Genomic DNA, 18,943 nt, shown 5'->3' on the forward strand with positions numbered 1-18,943 from the left:
GGTATATCAATTACAGCATGTGGATCGGTTTTGCGCTTGTGGTGGCCACAGCCCTCGCCTATCTGGCGCTGGCGCGGCCGCATCTGCGGGGCAGCGCACGTTATGCGGATGCGTGGCTGATTTCTCCCAGACGCCGCTAAGCGCTCATACTTCGCTTTGTTCTACGCATGAAAACAGGCGGCTCCAGCATGGGGCCGCCTGTTTTGCGTTACAAAAACGTGGCCATGCAAGACCAGCGCGTAGGTGCGTAAGCGTTCCCGGCAGAGCTTCATGAAGCGAGTGGTAAACTGTTGGAATCCATCGGATTTTTTGGGACTTCCTCGTGGGGTGGTAGCTGGTTATGTGGTGGTGGGGCGGAACCACACCATGTAATCGGATATAAAATCCGGGTTTTTGGGGGATGCTATTATGGATACCGTGAAGGTATATTTTTACAGGCTAAGGGGTGTCTTTTATTGAATGAGTCAAAGGAGGAAAATTTCTATAAAAACTTATAGTGTTCATTAATTTAGTTATATATTTTGGATGTGCATTCATCTTTCATAATAATTTAACTGTTTATTATTTTTAGCGTCGCCAAAATAGACAAACTTTCTGAAAATCAGGGAAGACAGAATTTTGTCTGATGCAAGTGTCTCACAGGGCCGCTATCTGCGCCCGCGCATGAATGCTGGCGAAGCTCCGGCCTTCAGGCTGCTTTTTCTGACTGTTATTGCCGCAGCGCTGGCCTTTGTGGGCTACAGCGTTCTGACAGACCTGCAGGCCGCAGGCGAACATGGGATAGCCGTTGGTGCTTTCGCCCTTCTGGCGCTGGCGCTGCTGATTGCGCTCGGCTTTGAATTCGTCAACGGTTTTCACGATACGGCCAATGCCGTCGCAACCGTTATCTACACCAACAGCATGCCGCCGCTGGTGGCGGTTGTGTGGTCGGGTATGTGGAACCTTCTGGGTGTGCTCGTATCCTCCGGGGCGGTGGCGTATAGTGTCGTCACGCTGCTGCCGGTCGAGCTTATCCTGCAGGTGGGCGGTGGCGCAGGCCATGCCATGATTTTCGCTCTGCTGATTGCTGCCATTTTGTGGAACCTCGCCACATGGGCGCTGGGTATCCCCAACAGCTCCTCCCATGCCCTCATCGGCTCGATCATGGGGGTGGGGATTGCAAACCAGCTTATGGCACCAGCCGGTATGGCCACTTATGGCGTGGACTGGTCGCAGGTGCAGAAAGTATTTAGTGCGCTGCTGTTCAGCCCGCTCTGTGGCTTCATTCTTTCCATGCTGCTGTTCTGGACTTTCCGGGTTCTGATACGCCAGCGCGTGCTGTTTGAAGCGCCTGAAGGCCACAAGCCGCCGCCGTTGTGGATCCGTGGGATGCTGATTGGCACCTGCACGGGTGTTTCCTACTTCCATGGTGGTAATGACGGTCAGAAAGGCATGGGCCTGATCATGCTCATCCTGATTGGCGCGGCCCCCACCGCCTATGCTCTTAACCGCGCCATGCCCGAAACGGCCATGCCCGCTTTTGTGCAGATGGCTGGTGATGCAAGCACCGTTTTCCAGCACCATGCCAAAGAAGTGCGCGCACCGAGTGTGGCCGATGCCCGCTCGCAGGTTACAGAGGCGCTGAGAAACCGGCATGTCGATACGCCGCAGGTATACAGCGCGCTGGCGGTTCTGTCGGACGATATCACGGCTTCGGTCAAGGGGTATCACTCGCTGAACGCTATCCCCGCGGCGGAAGTGCCTAACGTCCGTACGGATATGTATCTGGTGTCTGACGCCATCCGTGTCCTGACAAAAACCACGGTTTTTGAAGGCAAGGAAGCAGCAGACCTCAAGGGCTTCATGGGCCAGCTTAATGCTGGTACGCGGTTCATTCCCACATGGGTCAAGATTGCGGTGGCCGTGGCTCTGGGCATGGGCACAATGGTGGGCTGGAAGCGTATTGTCGTCACGGTGGGCGAGAAAATTGGCAAAACCCATCTCAACTACGCGCAGGGCGCTTCGGCTGAAATTGTTGCCATGGGCACGATCGGCTGGCGGAAGGCTTTGGGCTGCCGGTTTCCACTACGCATATTCTCTCAAGCGGTGTTGCGGGCACCATGGCGGCAGCAGGTTCCGGCTTGCAGTGGCGCACCCTGCGCACCATGGCCATGGCGTGGATTGTAACTCTTCCGGCCGCGATGCTGCTTAGCGGTGTATTGTTCTTTGTCTTTCGTCATATTTTCTGAAAACAGGTTTTTTTCCCTGAGGGTGGAGTGTATGCCGTCCGCAGGGGAAACTTCTGAAAACCATAATTTTACCCAATGAATACCCGTTATCATGCGCTCTGTGGAACGTGTGATCCTTTGCATGAAAGGAAAAACCATGGCCTACGACCAGTATCTGGAAAGCCTGACCCCAGAAGAGCGCCTCCGTGTGCAGATACGGCGTGAAATCATTGATGATCTGGATGAAGAGTTTGAACTTTCCCTGGAAGAGGAAGCCGCAGGCGGTTCTCTTGATGAGGAGGAAAAAGCCTTCCGCCGGGTCTATTTTCGTGAACTAGTGCGGTTGCAGGGCGAACTGGTCAGGCTTCAGGATTGGGTAAAGGCCACCGGGCACCGGCTGGTCGTGCTGTTTGAAGGGCGTGATGCCGCAGGCAAGGGTGGGGCAATCAAGCGGATAGCCCAGCGGCTCAACCCGCGTATCTGCCGGGTGGCGGCACTGCCTGCGCCTAACGACCGTGAGCGTACACAGTGGTATTTCCAGCGCTATATCGCCCACCTGCCTGCTGCGGGCGAAATCGTTCTTTTTGACCGGAGTTGGTATAACCGTGCCGGGGTGGAACGGGTTATGGGGTTCTGCACAGACGAGCAGTATGAAGAATTTTTCCGCTCCGTGCCGGAATTCGAGCGTATGCTCGTGCGTAGCGGTATTCAGGTGGTAAAATACTGGTTTTCCATCACGGATGATGAGCAGGAAGCCCGCTTCCGTGCCCGGATAGAAGACCCACTGAAACAATGGAAGCTTTCCCCTATGGATCTGGAAAGCCGCCGCCGCTGGGAGCTGTATACCCGGGCCAAGGAAGTCATGCTCGAACGCTCCAGTATTCCTGAAGCGCCGTGGTGGGTTGTGCAGGGTGTGGATAAAAAACGTGCGCGCCTCAACTGCATTTCCCATCTGCTGTCTCAGGTGCCGTATGAAGATGTGCAACACCCTGAAATCGTGCTGCCCGAGCGTGTTCATCATCCGGATTATGAACGCCAGCCGACGCCTGAATCCATGATTGTTCCTGAGATTTACTGATTTTGTAAGGTTTAGTGCCGAACGCGTGCGCGGAAGCTGTTCGGGTCGGCTTCATCCCACCAGCGGCGCAGTAGGGGGTGGTCTGTCCCGGCGATCAGTTCTCCCGGGGCAACGAATGGATAAAGTTCGTCCATCTGTAATGCCTGCGCCACATTGATACGGTGGCGCAGATGGGCTGGCTTGAAATCATCCGGTGAATTCAGGCCAGCCGCCACCACGATTTCATGCAGCGCATTCAGTGTTGACTTATGAAACCGCGCAACCCGTTCAGCTTTTTCTGCAACGACAAGTCCACGCTGCCGCGCTGGGGATTGCGTGGCAATGCCGGTTGGGCAGGTATCGGTATGGCAGCGCATGGACTGGATACAGCCCAGCGAGAACATGAAGGCCCGCGCGGCGTTGCACCAGTCAGCCCCAAGGGCCGCGTGCATGGCGATACCCGCTGCCGAGGCCACCTTGCCCGAGGCCGCCAGTTTGACCTGACCCCGCAGGCCAGCGCCTACGAGCGCGTTGCGTGCGAGAATAAGCTTCGCGCAGGGGGGTGCCCAGACTGTCCGATAATTCCTGCGGGGCGGCTCCCGTGCCGCCTTCGGCCCCGTCTATAACGATAAAATCAAGCAAGATACCGCTGGCCAGCATGGCTTTGGTTACGGCAAAAAGTTCGTGTGGGTAGCCTACGCAGAGTTTGATCCCCACCGGTTTGCCACCGGACAGTTCACGCATTCTGGCAGCAAATTCCAGCAGTTCCCTTGGTGTGGAAAATGCGCTGTGGGCTGCGGGGGAAAGGCAGTCCTGCCTGCGGGAACCCCACGGATATGGGCAATTTCTTCTGACACCTTAGGGCCGGGCAACACGCCGCCATGCCCCGGTTTGGCCCCTTGCGAGAGCTTGATTTCGGTCATTTTCACCCGTTCGTCAGATGCACGGTCGCGAAAACGCTCGGGGTCGAACTGCCCATCCGCCGTGCGGCAGCCAAAATAACCCGACCCCAGTTCCCAGACGATATCGCCCCCGTGGCGCAGATGGTAGGGGGAGAGGCCACCCTCGCCGGTGTCATGATAAAAACCGCCCATTTTTGCGCCAAGGTTGAGCGCTTCGATTGCATTGGCGCTCAACGCGCCAAACGACATGGCGGAAATGTTCAGCCGGGAGGCGGAATAGGGCTGCGTGCACTGGCTGGAGCCTACCTGTACCCGCATGGCGGCATCGGCATGGGTATTGGGTACCATGGAATGGGCCAGCCATTCATATTCGCCGTCATAAACATCCAGTTCCGTGCCGAAAGGATGCGCATCCGTAGCCCCTGTAGCGCGGGCATAGACCAGTGCGCGCGTGTCCAGACTGAACGGACGGCCTTCCAGATCGCCCTCGACAATATAGGAACGTAGGAACGGGCGCAGCCATTCAAAAAACCAGCGAAACCGTGCGGAAGCAGGGAAATTGCGCCTGAGGCTGTGCCGGGTTTGTATCAGGTCGATCAGGCACAGGGCAAAAACCGCCAGCGCGGGCACAAGCAGCAACAGGGCGGCAGGGTGGACAGGCGCAAGGCAGAAAGCCGCCACCCCCAGAAGCAGGCTGGCCCATAACAGCCCGTTGCGCCCGAGAGCGCAGTCCGTGAACAGGGCAGCGAGCAGGGTTGCTGTTTTCATGGTCATGCCTCATGGCTGGTTGCGCCGGGCCGGCTCTCCGTCGGTTGAGGCGGACGATAGAATGCCGTGGGCTCAATGCGTAAACACGCTTACGCTATCAGTATGAACATTTACGTAATCAGGTAGCCGGGGGTGTCTGCGGTGGCAGAGTGCCAGCGGGGAGGGGGATGAACTCATCGTGGTCGGCATCGGGTAGTTTCATGCGGCCTGCCTGCCAGTCCATGGCGGCCTGTGTCAGACGTTCCTTTGAGGAGCTGACAAAATTCCACAACAGAAACCGCTCGCTACCGGCTCACCCCCCAACAGCATGACGGTTGATGGCTCAACGGCTTCAAACCATGTGCTGCCGGGGCTGACAACCAGCATCCGCCCGGCTTCATACTCCTGATGATCAAGGTGGATACGGCCTCTGGCAATGTAGAGTGCCCGTTCGGGGTAAGCAGTGGGCAGTTCCGCGCGGGTGCTGGCTGCGAGTTCAAGATGCACGTAAAAAAGCGGCGAGTGCGTGCGCGCGGCTGCCGTAAGTCCGTAAGCGCTACCGGCAATAAGCTGGCCATGGAGTCCGGCCTCGGCCCAGTGGGGCAGGTCAGCACCGGCCAGATGCGCGAAGGAGGGGGCTGTTTCCTCCTCTTCACGGGGGAGGGCAACCCAGGCCTGAATGCCGTGCAGGTGGTCCCCCATGGCGCGGGCTTTCTCAAAACGCTCGCTATGGGTAATGCCCCGCCCGGCTGTCATCCAGTTGACGGCATCCGGCCGCACGGCCTGCTCGGACCCCAGACTGTCGCGGTGCATGATCTCGCCTGAGAAAAGATAGGTAACGGTCGAAAGGCCGATATGGGGATGGGGCCGCACATCCACATGGCGGTCCACGCCCTGAGGCAGATCCAGCGGGCCGAGATGATCAAAAAAAATGAACGGCCCCACCATGCGTCTGCGGGCATGGGGCAGCACACGGCCCACTTCCAGCCCGCCTCCTAGACTGCGTCGCCGCTGTTCTATCGTCAGTTCTATCATGGGGCTCCTTGCCGTTATCCGGGGTGGGGGTGCCGGGAAGCAGGCCATCGGTTTATCCGTAACGCGCGGGGCGGGGTGTTGGCTCCCGCTCAGAAACCGCTCCGGGCTTCGGTGCGTAGAAAGGTCAGGAGTGTGGGGCTGTCACATTGCGTGACATTGAAACGGAACCACGGCGTATCCTGCCCGGTAGGGCAAAACAGGCTGCCGGGGGCAAGCAGGATATCGGCCTGTGCTGCGTGGCGCATGATGGTGCGGACCTGTTTGTCCCCCGGAAAGCGTGCCCATACGAACATGCCGCCCGAAGGCTGTGTGTACAGGGCCAGACCGGCTTTGAGCAGGGCGGCGCAGGTGGCTTTCTGCGCCTTGAAAAGCCCTTCGCGCAGGTCCGCCAGATGCGAGTGGTAAAACCCGCCTTGCAGGATGGAGCAGACCAGCGCCTCGTTGAGAGAGGATGAGGTCAGCCCCACGGCCATTTTGTATTCCATGATCCGCCGGGCCAGATCGGGTGCGCAGCGCACATAGCCAACCCGCAGGCCGGGGGTAATGGTTTTTGAAAAACTGCCGACATGCACCACACGCTCCTCGGTATCCATGCGGGCAAGGCAGGGCTGGGTCTGGGGGGCAAGGTCGAGAAAGATATTGTCCTCGATCACGGTCAGTCCATGCTGGCAGGCCAGTGCGTACAGCGCCGTTATGTTGGCGGCCGTGGAGCAGACGCCGGTGGGGTTATGCAGCACGGATGTCGTGACCATAACGGTGGCGCGTTCATGCGCCAGAATGTGTTCAAGGGCTGTGATATCCACCCCTTCCTTGGTGCGGGGCACGCCGCGTGCGCCAAGGCCGAGCATGTGCAAAAGGGGATAGAGGTTGCAGTAGCCGGGGTCATCCACCAGCACCGTGTCGCCCGGTTTTGTGCAGGCACGCAGGGCCAGTTCCAGCCCCTGCGAGGCACCATGGGTGAGCACGATGCCTTCTTCGGGGCAGGGAATGGCCCTGCGTGCCAGAAGCTGGCGGATAGCCAGCCGGAGTGCGGGAAAGCCTGCCGGGTTTCCGTAATCCAGAAAGGTGGGCAGCAGGTCGGAGCGTGCCAGCCGCTCCAGCGCGCGGCGCACGGACAGGGAGTAGCGATACTGCTCCGACAGCCAGCCGCACCCGGCTTTTATGGTGGGGGCCGTGGTTTCATATGCATGCTGAAGCAGCCAGAGCGGGTCGTCCTCACTGGGGTCTGGCCGGGGGGGCGGGGCTGTGCGGGCCGCGAAATATCCGCCTCGCGCATGCGCCACCAGCACCCCGGCTTCTACCAGTCGGGTATAGGCGTTGGCTACGGTCAGGGGGCTGACCCTGCACAGCCGCGCCATATGACGGATGGAAGGAATACGCTCCCCGGCGGGAATATCGCCATTGCGGATGAGCGTGCCCAGACGGGTGGCAAGCTGCGCTACCAGCGGTGTGGGCAGGGTGGCATCCAGTTGAATGGACGAAGCAGCGGAAAAATTCCCGAAAGTCGGCGCGGAGGACACCAGTACAGATTCTTTCAGATTATGGAATTTCTGTACATATCATGAATGGCTTTGCGCCCGCCATGGCATGGTGCGTGTGTGTTCACGGTGTGGGGACGGGGAATGTGTCTTGCGAGGGCATTGAGTTCCCCATCGCTGTGCCTATAGTGACGTAATTGTTTTGATATAGAAACAGGATGACACGCTCATGCGTATAGCCGGCCTCCAGACCGCAGGCACGCCCGGCAGGGTGGACGCAAACCTGACCGAACTGGGGCAGGCCGTGGTGCGTGCCCGTCAGGACAATGTCCAGTTGCTTGTCACGCCGGAACTGTTTGTAACAGGCTACGACATAGGCGAAAGCCTGCGCGATCTGGCCCGTTTTGATCCGCTGCCCGCTATCCGGGCCATGGCGGCAGCGCATGGTGTGGCCATTCTCGTCGGCTATGCCGAACACACCGAGCAGGGGCTTTATAACAGCGCAACCCTTGTGGATGCCGAGGGCCATACCCTGCTGCATTACCGCAAGCAGCATCTGTTTGGCGAACTGGATAGGGCCTTTTTCCTGCCCGGCTCCGCCCCGCCCGAGGTCATTACCTATCAGGGCATGCGCCTTGCCAGCATGATCTGTTACGATGTGGAGTTTCCCGAATATGTGCGCGCCACCGCTCTGGCGGGGTGCGAACTGCTACTGGTGCCAACTGCCCAGATGGAGCCGTTCACGTTTATTGCCCGCGAGGTTATCCGCACCCGCGCGTGGGAAAACCAGATTTATATCGCCTACATCAATCACGATGGGCAGGAAGGCCAGACCCGCTATGTCGGGAACAGCCAGATTGTCGCCCCTGATGCTTCGGTTCTTGCCCGGATCGAGCAGGGCACGGGGCTGATTACAGCGGATGTTTCGGCGCAGGTTGTTGCCCGCGCCCAGCATGCAAACCCCTATCTGCAGGACAGGCGCCCTGCTTCATACCAGAGTCTGGTCGCCGCTTTTGAAAAGGACATGCCATGAGCACGGACCATTCTGCCGCCACCAGTGCTGAAGGGCCGGTACACGGCCGCCTTTCGGGTAATCTGGGTGTTGCGGAAATCATCTTCATGGTGATGGCCGCCGCCGCCCCGCTAACGGTTGTCAGCGGTAACGTGCCGCTGGCCATTGCACAGGGGAACGGGGCGCTGGCTTGGACAGGCTTTGCGGCGGCTTCGTTCGTGCTTTTGCTGTTTTCCGTCGGTTTTGTAACCATGACGCCGCATATCATGCAGGCGGGCGCGTTTTTTACCTATGTGCGCGAAGGGCTGGGAGCGCGGGCCGGGCGGGGGAGCGCATTTCTGGCATTGCTGACCTATACGGCTATTCAGCTTGGCGTATATGGCTTTTTTGGCTGGGCGATGGATGATGCCGTGCGCCAGTGGGGTGGTCCTGCCTTGCATGGTGGGTGTATGCGCTGCTGGCCCTTATTCTGGTGGCGTTTCTGGGCTACCGGCATATCGAACTCAGTTCGCGCGTGCTGGGGGTGGCCCTTGTGCTTGAAATCGGGGTTGTCCTGATCATGAACGCCGCCATTGTGTGGCATCCGGTACCGGTTGCGGCACCGGCTGGGGCTGAAATCGTTGCATCCGGCCCGTTTGCCGTGGCGCTGCTGTTTGCCATTACCGGCTTTCTGGGGTTTGAAGCCACGGCCATTTTCCGTGATGAAGCCCGTGATCCTGAAAAAACCATTCCCCGCGCTACCTACGGGGCTGTGCTGATTATTGGTTTTTTCTATGCTTTTTCGTGCTGGTGCGTAATCGAGGCCTGGGGGGCGGGCTCCGTTACGGCCATAGCTCACACATATCTGGACAATGGCGGTAACATGGTGCTGGAAACCGCCGGGCGTTATGCAGGCGGAACCGTGCGTGAAATCATGCAGGTGCTGTTGCTCACCAGCCTGTTTGCCTGCCTTCTGTCATTCCACAACATTATTGCCCGCTATTTTCTGGTGCTGGGGCGTGAGGCCATTCTGCCCGGTTTTCTGGCCCGCACGCATGACCAGCATGCCTCGCCCCATGCCGCCTCTCTGTCGCAGACGGGTATGGCTGTTGTGCTGGTGGGGCTGGCCGCATGGTCTGGCGCTGATCCGCTTATCAGTGTTTTCGGGTCCATGGCGGGTATTTCAACGGTGGGTATTATTCTGCTGATGATCCTGACATCGCTCGCTGTTGTCAGGTTTTTTCAGTCTAGACCGGATCTGGCGCGTGGGCAGGCTATCAAAACGATGTGGCTGCCAGTTATGGCCTCTGTGGTGCTGGTGGCGGTTCTGTACATCATTCTGGTCAATTTCGTTATTATTACCGGCCTTTCAGCACTCGTCAGCACCGGGCTTGCCGTTCTGCCTTTCTGTGTCACTCTTTTAGGGTTCTGCCTGAAAAACACCGTTACCGGGGCAGCATCTGTGGCCGATTATACGGTCCGGTAAACCAGCGGATTTTTATCCGTTTTATGGGTGTCTGCCTGTTATGTACAGATGCGCCTGACTTGGGGGTGTCTGTACATATCCCGCCCGCATACAAATTGTTACGGTTAGTTATAAACCGCTCCCGGACCGGACGGCCACATAGGCAGGATTTTTCACCATGTCGCACGCTACAGGCAATTTCGACCCCATGGCCACCGCCCGTGAGGGCACGTACTGGCAGCCCTTTACCGCTAATCGCCGCCTGAGCGCTAATCCTGCGCCACGCACGGTGGTGGAGGCGCAGGGCGCTTATTACAAAACTATCGAAGGCAACAGGCTGTTTGATACGCTTTCCGGCCTGTGGTGTACTCCGCTTGGGCATGCTCATCCGCTGATTGCGGAAGCGGTTAAAACGCAGGTGGAAACCCTCGATTTCGCGCCTAGCTTCCAGCTTACACATCCCGGTGCGCTGCAACTGGCCCAGCGGATTGCGACCATGGCGCCCGATGGCATGAACCATGTGTTTTTTGCCAATTCTGGTTCCGAGGCGGTGGATACCGCGCTCAAAGTGGCGCTGGGCTATCACCGTATCCGCAATGAGGGTAATCGCTTCCGCATGATCGGGCGTGAGCGCGGCTACCATGGTGTCGGGTTTGGCGGCATGTCCGTGGGCGGGATTGTCTCCAATCGCAAAATGTTCGCGGCGGGTATGATGCCCGGCGTCGATCACCTGCGCCACCCCTACGTGCCGGAGAAGGTTGCGTTTTCACGCGGGCAGCCCACATGGGGTGCCGAAATGGCGGATGATCTCGAGCGCCTGGTAGCGCTACATGACGCTTCGACCATCGCCGCGGTTATTGTTGAGCCCGTACAGGGTCAACAGGCGTGCTGGTGCCGCCTGTGGGCTATCTGCAGCGCCTGCGCGAAATTTGCACGCGGCATGGCATTCTGTTGATTTTTGATGAAGTCATTACGGGTTTTGGCCGCATGGGTGCTGCGTTTGGTGCGCAGCGCTTTGGTGTTACCCCCGATATGATCTGCTTTGCCAAGGCAGTGACCAACGGCATCGTGCCCATGGGGGGCGTGATTGTCAGCGATGCAATCTACAATACGTTCATGACTGGGCCAGAAAATGCCATAGAGTTCTGCCACGGTTACACCTATTCGGGTCATCCGCTGGCGGCGGCTGTTGGCAATGTGGTGCTGGATGTCATGGAGCGCGAAGATCTGTTCGCACAGGTGCGAGCACTGGAACCCGTGCTGGAAGAAAGCATTCATACTCTGTCTGACCTGCCCGTTGTGGCGGATATCCGCAATGTCGGGCTGACAGCGGCAATCGACCTCAAACCGGCTGAAGGTAAGCCGGGCGCACGGGGGTTGGCGATTTTCGAAGCCGGGTTGCAGCAGGGCCAGCTCCTGCGGTGCACGGCGGATACGATCTCCTTCGGGCCTCCGTTCATTTCCACCGCGCAGGAACTGCGCGACATGGTGGCTACAGTCCGTAACCTGATCAGCGCTGTCGCCTGATTGGGGTATTGTCTTACCTACGTCTGACAGAAAAGGGAAAACTCTCATGCCTTTGCTGCATTTTCATATTATCAAGGGTAGCCGTACCCCGGCTGAAACCAAAACACTTCTGGACACCGCGCACGCCGCCATGCTCGAAGCATTTGGCGTGCCCGAGCGCGACCGCTACCAGCTTGTTTCCGAACATGATGCTTCGCACATGATTATCGAGGATACGGGGCTCGACATCCCACGCACCAACAAGGTGGTATTGTTGCAGGTTGTATCCCGCCCGCGTTCGAAGGAACAGATTGCGGCATTCTATCGGCTGTTGGCCGAAAAGCTCGAACAGGCCTGCGGTCTGGCACCGGCTGATCTGATGGTGTCCATCATCCAGAATGCTGATGAGCACTGGAGCTTCGGCCTTGGCCGTGCCCAGTTCCTGACTGGGGAACTCTAACTCTATCTGGGGGTGGGTGGGAAATGACATCCACCCCCGGTTTTTCTTCCAGCTTGTAAAGGGTGTTTATTGCTCTTTGCAGTCAGGGAGGGGGTTATACAGGGCCAAGTCAACCAGATAAATCTTCCAGCCATTTTGGGCATGCTGTAGTCTGACGCATATTGCCTGTGATTCACCCGCGTTTTTCGGAAAATCCATAAAAACGCGAACAACGGCTTTGTCTTTGTCTTCCTTGATTGTTTTGACTGATATCAGGGAGGCCCACTCAGCAGCAAAATCTTGAGTATGCGTAAAATAATCTGAATCCCCTAAATAATTCGGATCTGAATCCGGCAGCATATCTCCAACCGGTTGTGCATGATACGAACGCATAATTTTTTCATATAATGATTTTGTGATGTATTTCTTGATATTCATGCCGCAGAAATAATTATTATTGACTGATCTAGGGAGAGATTCGGTATTTTTGCTACATTCGACCATGTATTTTTTATAAAAACCCAGAGTCATCTGCTCAGGTGTTGTGGTTTGAGCGTTGGCCCAGAATGGGAAAAAAGCGGCAATAAAAAGGGCTAAAGCTGATAGTTTCAGCCCATGGCGTGTTCCGGTCAATTGTAAGCGGTGGTTTTGCATCGTGATATATCGCTGCCATAAGACAGCGCTCTCTGGCTGAAATATGGGTAAGAGTGAAAATCTATCACTCGATATGATCATCTGTTTATCTGATGGGTCAATGGCCCATGGTTGCTCTATCCCGGTTACAGCTCGGCCACTCTGCAAGAAGCGATGCGCCGATCTTGTTCCTGTCTTTGGGCATGCCGAATAAGCGTGGTGCAGGGGCGAGACCTCGCCGCTGCTTATGATCCGCTGATCACGCGCATGATTGCCCATGTCTGCTTGAAGAAGTAGCGAGGTCGGTTTGTTTTTATTGGATGGGGAATATTTAAAAATTGGCGGAGGGGATGGGATTCGAACCCACGGTACGGCTTGACACCGTACAACGGTTTAGCAAACCGCCGCCTTCAGCCACTCGGCCACCCCTCCGCCGAAGAGTGCACACATACACGACGTTTGCACTGCTGCTTTTAGGGGGGCAAATGGGATTCGTCAAACCCTCTTATGCAAGTTGACATTTATTTTTTGCAAACAGGGGGTTTTGTCAGGTTTATGGCCCTGCGCGGGGCGGGGTATTCCGCCCCGCACAGGGGTGTTTTCAGCCGTTGAGGCGGGCCTGAAGAGCCTCGTTCACCAGAGCCGGGTTACCCTTGCCCTTGGTTTCCTTCATGACCTGTCCCACAAAGAAGCCGAACAGCTTGTCCTTGCCGGAGCGGTATTCCGCCAGCTTGTCGGCGTGCTTGTCCAGCACTGCCGTAATGGCTGCGTCAATCGCGCCGGTATCGGTTACCTGCCGCAGGCCCTTGCGTTCCACGATGCTTCCGGGTCTTCGCCGGTTTCCACCATGTCTTCAAACACTTCCTTGGCGATCTTGCCATTGATGGTGCTATCCGCGATCAGGTCCAGCATCTTGCCAAGGCTGGCAGCGCTGACAGGGCTGGTCTCGATCGTGGTGGAGGTGCGGTTGAGGGCCGCGAACAGGTCGCCCGTAACCCAGCTTACCGCCAGCTTGCCATCGCGCCCACGGGCTACGGTTTCGTAGTAATCAGCCACAGCCTGCTCTGCGACCAGCACCCCGGCATCATAGAAGGTAATGCCGTATTCCTGCTGGAAGCGTGCGCGCTTGGCATCGGGCAGTTCGGGCAGGGCAGCATGCAGGCTGTCCACCCAGGACTGTTCAAGCACCAGCGGCAGCAGGTCAGGGTCGGGGAAGTAGCGGTAGTCATGCGCGTCTTCTTTCGAGCGCATGGTGCGGGTTTCGCCCTTTGTGTGGTCGAACAGGCGGGTTTCCTGATCCACCGTGCCGCCGTTTTCCCAGATTTCGACCTGACGAGCCGCTTCGGCCTCAATCGCCTGCATGACAAAGCGGATGGAGTTGACGTTCTTGATCTCGCAGCGGGTGCGGAAAGGCTCACCCGCTTTGCGGACAGACACGTTCACATCCGCACGCATGGAGCCTTCCTCCATGTTGCCATCGCAGGTACCTAGATAGCGCAGGATCTGGCGCAGCTTGCGCAGATAGGCCCCTGCCTCTTCCGGGGCGCGGATATCGGGTTCGCTGACGATTTCCATCAGCGCGACACCTGCACGGTTCAGGTCCACGAAAGATTTTGTGGGGTCCTGATCATGCAGCAGCTTGCCCGCATCCTGCTCCAGATGCAGGCGCGTGATGCCGATGGAGCGGGTTTCCCCATTCGCCAGTTCGATGGTGATGGTGCCCGTTCCCACGATTGGGTGCTCGAACTGGCTGATCTGGTAGCCCTGCGGCAGATCGGCGTAAAAATAGTTCTTACGGTCGAAACGGCTGGTCAGGTTGATCTGCGCGTTCAGCCCCAGCCCGGTACGGATGGCCTGCGCCACGCAGGCGTGGTTGATAACGGGTAGCATGCCGGGGAAGGCGGCATCCACCAGACTGACCTGCGTGTTGGGGTCGCCACCAAAGGTGGTGGACGCACCGGAGAACAGCTTGGAGTGGCTGACGACCTGAGCATGAACCTCAAGCCCCACCACAATTTCCCACTGGCCGGTCTGGCCTTCGATCACGTAGCTCATGCGCCTGCTCCCGCATGCAGGGTGGGCCGGTGTGCAAAACCCGCCGCTGCTTCCAGCGCGCCGCCAACCGACAGCACGGTTTCTTCATCAAAATGGCGGCCCAGTACCTGCAACCCGAGCGGCAGGCCAGAACCGTTCAGCCCCACCGGCACCGACAGGCCGGGGATACCGGCAAGGCTGGCGGGCACGGTAAAGATGTCGTTGAGATACATCTGCACGGGGTCGTTCTGGTTTTCTCCCTGAGCAAAAGCGGCTGAGGGGGCCGTGGGGGTCAGGAGCACATCCACGTTTTCAAACGCCTGCTCAAAATCACGGCGGATGAGTGTGCGAACCTTCTGGGCCTTGAGGTAATAGGCATCGTAATAGCCAGCGGACAGCACATAGGTGCCCATCAGGATACGGCTGCGGACTTCGGGGCCGAAGCCTGCGGCGCGCGAGGCCTCGTACACCGCATCGAGCGAGGCACCGTCCACCCGCTTGCCAAAGCGGATGCCATCATACCGTGCAAGGTTGGAAGAGCATTCCGCCGGAGCGATAATGTAATAGCTGGTCAGCCCGTAGCGGGTGTGGGGGAGGGAGACATCCACCACCTCGCACCCAGCTTCACGCAGCCAGGCAATGCCCTGCTCCCACATGGCCAGCACGTCTTCGGGTAGGCCGGGGGCGCGGTATTCGGTGGGGATACCCACCCGCAGGCCCTTCACGCTCTTGCCCACGGCCTTGTGGAAAGCCGGAACCGGGCGGGAGGAGGAGGTGCTATCGCGCTCATCAAAACCGGCCATGGCTTCGAGCATCAGCCGGCATCGGCCACGCTGCGGGTCATGGGGCCTGCCTGATCGAGCGAGCTGGCATAGGCGATCACGCCCCAGCGGCTGCACCGGCCATAGGTGGGTTTCAGCCCGACAATGCCGCAATACGCGGCAGGCTGGCGGATGGAGCCACCCGTGTCCGTGCCGGTTGCAGCCAGAGCCAGACCAGCGGCCACAGCGGCGGAGGACCCGCCTGAAGAACCACCGGGCACAAGGGCGACATCGGGTTCGCCCGTGCGGCGCCATGGACTGGTGGTCGCCCCGAAAGCGGATGACGTGTTGGCCGAACCCATGGCGAATTCGTCCAGATTGGTCTTGCCCAGAAAAACCGCGCCTTCCTTGAGCAGCCGCGCCGTAACCGTGCTTTCATAGGGCGGCACGAAGTCGGCCAGAATCGCACTGGCGGCCGTCGTGCGGATGTCCTTTGTGCAGAACAGGTCCTTGATGCCGATGGGCAGGCCATCCATCAGCCCGGCCGTGCCTGCGGCGTAGCGGGCATCGGCGGCATCGGCCTGTGCCAGAACGGTCTCTTCGGGCAGGACGGTAATATAGGCGTTCAGCGCGGGGTTAAGGCGGGCGATGGCGTCCAGATGCGCCTTGGCCAGTTCACGCGCGCTGAAAGTGCGGGCGGCAAGGCCCGCGCGGGCTTCGGTCAGGGTCAGTCCGGTCAGCATTATTCGACAACCTTGGGTACGGTGTAAAAAGGCCCGGCCGTTTCGGGGGCGCAGGCCAGCAGGGCGTCGCGGCAGTTGCCGTCATTCACCACATCTTCGCGCTGGCGCAGGGTTTCGGTTTCCGTGCCGACCATGGGGGGCACGCCATCCACGTTCACTTCGGCAAGTTGATCGATCCAGCCAGAATACTGTTGAGCTTTTGCGTGGTGGCTTCAAGCTCAGCGTCTTCAAGGCCGATACGGGCCAGTTTGGCTATGCGTCGGGTGGTCGCAAGGTCGAGCGACATGAAAGCGGACCCCTCAATTGTTCAGACAGATGGTGCGAAAGCCCCTAGCATAATCGGGCGCGGTGCAACATACCATGGGTCATGACTCTGCTCAGCCTGGCCGATCTGGCCGCGACATTGCCCCCTCAGTCCCGCCTGCTGGGTATTGACCCCGGCAGCCGTCAGGTCGGGCTTGCCCTGTCCGATGTGCTGCGCATGGTGGCCAGCCCCCTGAAAACCGTCAAACGGGGCAAGCTGGGGCAGATGGCGACCCTTGTGGGGGAACTGGCGCGTGAACACGGCATAGGTGGCATGGTGGTGGGCATGCCGCTTTCCCTCGATGGTGGGTTTGGCCCTGCTGCACAGGCCAGTCGTGACTGGACACTAGCCCTGTCCGAGCAGACGGGCCTGCCCGCCTGCCTGTGGGATGAGCGCCTCTCCTCTGCTGCGGTTAACCGTATGCTGATCAACGAGGCCGACATGTCGCGCGCGCGGCGGGCCGAAATGGTGGACAAATTGGCTGCAGCCTATACGCTGCAGGCGGCGTTGGATGCCATGCCCCGGTAGCAGGTCTGAAAAACAGCCTGAAAATACGGGGCTCATATTTGCCACAAATGGACGACATGCTTGTGGCAACCAAACATAGCCAGGAGAAAACGGGCCTATGTCCAAACATATGTTTAATGCCGCCGCCCTGACCATGATGGGAGCCGCCGTGTTCGCGCTCAGCCTGCCGCCTGCTCCGGCTCATGCCGAAGATGCTGTTGGCAAGGCATGGGATTCCACCAAGACGGGCACCGAACAGGCATGGGACAAAACCAAGTCCGGTACCGAAAAGGCGTGGGATAAAACCAAATCCGGTTCGGAAACGGCGTGGGACAAGACAAAGTCTGGCAGCGAGAAGGCATGGGACAAGACCCGTGACGGTAGCGAGACCGCTTGGGACAAAACCAAATCCGGCAGCAAGAAAGCTTGGAACAAGACCGAAAACGCCACGACCGGTGCCGCACATGATGTGGGCAAGTGGGGCGACAAGACCGGCAAGAAAATCGGTAATGCCGGAGAGAGTGTCGGCAAGGATATCGGCAGCGTTTTTTCCAGCAAGGACAAGTAAGCCTTACCTGTCTGATAGCGGGTTACGGCTCGCATAAGAAAAAGCCCGCCACCCCATGCAGGAGTGGCGGGCTTTTTTCATGCCGTGGTTTGGCGTGCGGGGTGTTCTGGCCTTTGGGCAAGGCCAGAACCTTTCCGCTCCGTCAGGCTCAGGCCTTGGCGGCGTCCAGCAGGGCCTGTTCCAGAATGTCCAGACCTTCGTCCACCAGCGCATCGGAGGCGGTGAGCGGCGTCAGGATACGGACCGTGGCTCCCTGCACGCCACAGGCCAGAACGATCAGACCTTTTTCACAGGCCATGGCGCACAGCTTGGCGGCAAAGCCTGCGCGGCGCTCTTCGCCTGCATGGCGTTCCAGCACGTCAAAGGCGACCATAGCACCCAGCCCGCGCGGCTGGCTGATCGGCAGCAGGTCGGTGCGCTTGTGCCAGCCCGCGATACGCGCCTTGAGGCGCTCGCCCATGGCGTTGGCGCGGTCGATCAGCTTTTCCTCATCGATCACGTCCAGCACGGCCAGAGCGGCGGCGCAGGCCAGCGGTGCACCGGCATAGGTGCCGCCCAGCCCGCCGGGGGGCACGGAGTCCATCAGATCAGCCCGGCCGATAACGCCCGAGAGCGGCATGCCGCCCGCCAGAGACTTGGCGACGCAGATCAGGTCAGGCTCAATACCGGAATGTTCGATGCCGAACAGCTTGCCGGTACGCGCAAAGCCGGACTGCACTTCATCAGCAATCAGCTTGATGCCGTGCTGGTCGCACAGGGCGCGCAGGTGGCGCAGCAGGGCTGGCGGCGCAATGCGGAAACCACCTTCACCCTGTACGGGCTCGATGATGATGGCGGCCACGTTGTCAGGGCCGATATCGGAGGCAAAGAGGAAGCCCAGCATCTTCAGGCTGTCTTCCACTGTGATGTCACCATCGGGGAAGGGCACGTGATAGATTTCACCCGGCAGGGTGCCGAAGGGGGCCTTGTAGGGCTGCACCTTGCCGGTCATGGCCGTGGCCAGCAGCGTGCGGCCATGGAAACCGCCGCAGAAAGCGATAACGCCCGTACGGCCCGTGGCGGCGCGGGCGATCTTGACCGCGTTTTCCGTGGCTTCGCCACCGGTGGTGAAGAAAATCGTCTTGGCAGGGCCGGTGAACGGCGCGCGGGCGTTCAGCTTTTCAGCCAGTTCGATATAGGGCTCGTAGGCACAGACCTGAAACGCGGTGTGGGTGAAGCGCTCAAGCTGCTTCTGCACGGCCTCAATCACCTTGGGGTGACGGTGCCCGACATTGAGCACCGCAATACCCCCGGCGAAATCAATGTAACGGCGGCCTTCGACATCCCACAGTTCGGCATTTTCAGCCCGGTCGGCAAAAACCGGAGTGGCCACGGACACGCCACGCGGCACGGCGGCCTGACGGCGCGCGAGCAGGGCGGCATTGGTTGCGGCGGGTGGTGTGGTGTTCAGCATGGTCATTCGCTCCGGCTAATGGCGGAACACGGGGCATGCCGCTGGGGGGCGTGCGTGTTCGTTTCGGTTTGTTTCGTTAAGCAATTTTTCATCAGGGCGGGAGGAGATTTTTC

General features: G+C 59.0%; 10 protein-coding genes, 1 tRNA gene and 7 pseudogenes. 9 read left to right on the top strand and 9 right to left on the bottom strand.

Annotated features, from left to right (window positions below):
• The first annotated feature begins 618 nt into the window (after positions 1-618).
• Positions 619-2,228, top strand: a pseudogene (locus JCM25143_RS17395) (inorganic phosphate transporter).
• A 136-nt stretch (positions 2,229-2,364) separates the two neighbouring features.
• Entirely contained in the window at positions 2,365-3,285 is a 921-nt protein-coding gene (ppk2, locus tag JCM25143_RS06175) for a polyphosphate kinase 2 (RefSeq protein WP_025860391.1), read from the top strand.
• Between the two features lie 11 nt (positions 3,286-3,296).
• Here the strand turns inward: ppk2 and JCM25143_RS25165 are convergent.
• The 3 genes and pseudogenes from JCM25143_RS25165 to JCM25143_RS06190 form a co-directional block, all read right to left on the bottom strand.
• A pseudogene (locus JCM25143_RS25165) lies at positions 3,297-4,940 on the bottom strand (FMN-binding glutamate synthase family protein).
• Positions 4,941-5,193: 253 nt separating this feature from the next.
• Positions 5,194-5,996 (bottom strand): annotated as a pseudogene (locus tag JCM25143_RS17405) (pirin family protein); the annotation flags it as partial.
• 41 nt (positions 5,997-6,037) lie between these two features.
• Positions 6,038-7,468: an aminotransferase-like domain-containing protein gene (locus JCM25143_RS06190; protein WP_025860392.1), complete on the bottom strand. Its 1,431-nt coding sequence runs from the start codon at positions 7,466-7,468 to the stop codon at positions 6,038-6,040.
• 187 nt (positions 7,469-7,655) lie between these two features.
• On the opposite strand from JCM25143_RS06190, the gene JCM25143_RS06195 reads away from it, so the two are divergent.
• The 5 genes and pseudogenes from JCM25143_RS06195 to JCM25143_RS06210 all read left to right on the top strand — a co-directional run bounded on the left by JCM25143_RS06195 (position 7,656) and on the right by JCM25143_RS06210 (position 11,848).
• Entirely contained in the window at positions 7,656-8,459 is an 804-nt protein-coding gene (locus tag JCM25143_RS06195; protein WP_025860393.1) for a carbon-nitrogen hydrolase family protein, read from the top strand.
• Positions 8,456-8,995, top strand: coding sequence for an APC family permease (locus JCM25143_RS23650; RefSeq protein WP_234395029.1), 540 nt, complete (start codon positions 8,456-8,458; stop codon positions 8,993-8,995). The genes JCM25143_RS06195 and JCM25143_RS23650 overlap by 4 nt, the downstream gene beginning before the upstream one ends.
• On the top strand, positions 8,884-9,903 hold the full coding sequence (locus JCM25143_RS17410; protein WP_234395030.1) for an APC family permease: 1,020 nt from the start codon (positions 8,884-8,886) through the stop codon (positions 9,901-9,903). The genes JCM25143_RS23650 and JCM25143_RS17410 overlap by 112 nt, the downstream gene beginning before the upstream one ends.
• 157 nt (positions 9,904-10,060) lie before the next feature.
• Positions 10,061-11,409: pseudogene (locus JCM25143_RS17415) on the top strand (aminotransferase class III-fold pyridoxal phosphate-dependent enzyme).
• Positions 11,410-11,455: 46 nt separating this feature from the next.
• Positions 11,456-11,848, top strand: coding sequence for a tautomerase family protein (locus JCM25143_RS06210; RefSeq protein ID WP_025860394.1), 393 nt, complete (start codon positions 11,456-11,458; stop codon positions 11,846-11,848).
• A gap of 66 nt (positions 11,849-11,914) precedes the next feature.
• On the opposite strand, the gene JCM25143_RS06215 is transcribed toward JCM25143_RS06210, so the two are convergent.
• From JCM25143_RS06215 to gatC, 5 genes and pseudogenes are all read right to left on the bottom strand, one after another.
• Complete coding sequence (locus JCM25143_RS06215; protein WP_081773492.1) at positions 11,915-12,739, bottom strand: DUF3828 domain-containing protein; 825 nt, start codon at positions 12,737-12,739, stop codon at positions 11,915-11,917.
• A gap of 60 nt (positions 12,740-12,799) precedes the next feature.
• A tRNA-Ser gene (locus tag JCM25143_RS06220) sits at positions 12,800-12,892 on the bottom strand.
• Positions 12,893-13,061: 169 nt separating this feature from the next.
• Positions 13,062-14,515, bottom strand: a pseudogene (gene gatB / locus JCM25143_RS17420) (Asp-tRNA(Asn)/Glu-tRNA(Gln) amidotransferase subunit GatB).
• Positions 14,512-15,998, bottom strand: a pseudogene (gene gatA, locus JCM25143_RS17425) (Asp-tRNA(Asn)/Glu-tRNA(Gln) amidotransferase subunit GatA). Before gatA ends, gatB begins: the two co-directional pseudogenes overlap by 4 nt.
• Positions 15,998-16,284: pseudogene (gene gatC, locus JCM25143_RS17430) on the bottom strand (Asp-tRNA(Asn)/Glu-tRNA(Gln) amidotransferase subunit GatC). Before gatC ends, gatA begins: the two co-directional pseudogenes overlap by 1 nt.
• Before the next feature lie 81 nt (positions 16,285-16,365).
• Between gatC and ruvX the strand changes: the two are divergent.
• Positions 16,366-16,830 (top strand): Holliday junction resolvase RuvX, encoded by a 465-nt coding sequence (ruvX, locus tag JCM25143_RS06240; protein WP_025860396.1) that lies wholly within the window; start codon positions 16,366-16,368, stop codon positions 16,828-16,830.
• 97 nt (positions 16,831-16,927) lie between these two features.
• Positions 16,928-17,377, top strand: coding sequence for a hypothetical protein (locus JCM25143_RS20700; RefSeq protein WP_025860397.1), 450 nt, complete (start codon positions 16,928-16,930; stop codon positions 17,375-17,377).
• A gap of 148 nt (positions 17,378-17,525) precedes the next feature.
• Here JCM25143_RS20700 and gabT read toward each other — a convergent pair whose 3' ends face one another.
• Positions 17,526-18,830, bottom strand: a complete 1,305-nt coding sequence (gene gabT / locus JCM25143_RS06250; RefSeq protein WP_035370580.1) for a 4-aminobutyrate--2-oxoglutarate transaminase — start codon at positions 18,828-18,830, stop codon at positions 17,526-17,528.
• Positions 18,831-18,943 lie beyond the last annotated feature (113 nt).

Origin of the sequence: Acetobacter papayae JCM 25143 (assembly GCF_000613285.1) — a bacterium.
Lineage (GTDB): Bacteria > Pseudomonadota > Alphaproteobacteria > Acetobacterales > Acetobacteraceae > Acetobacter > Acetobacter papayae.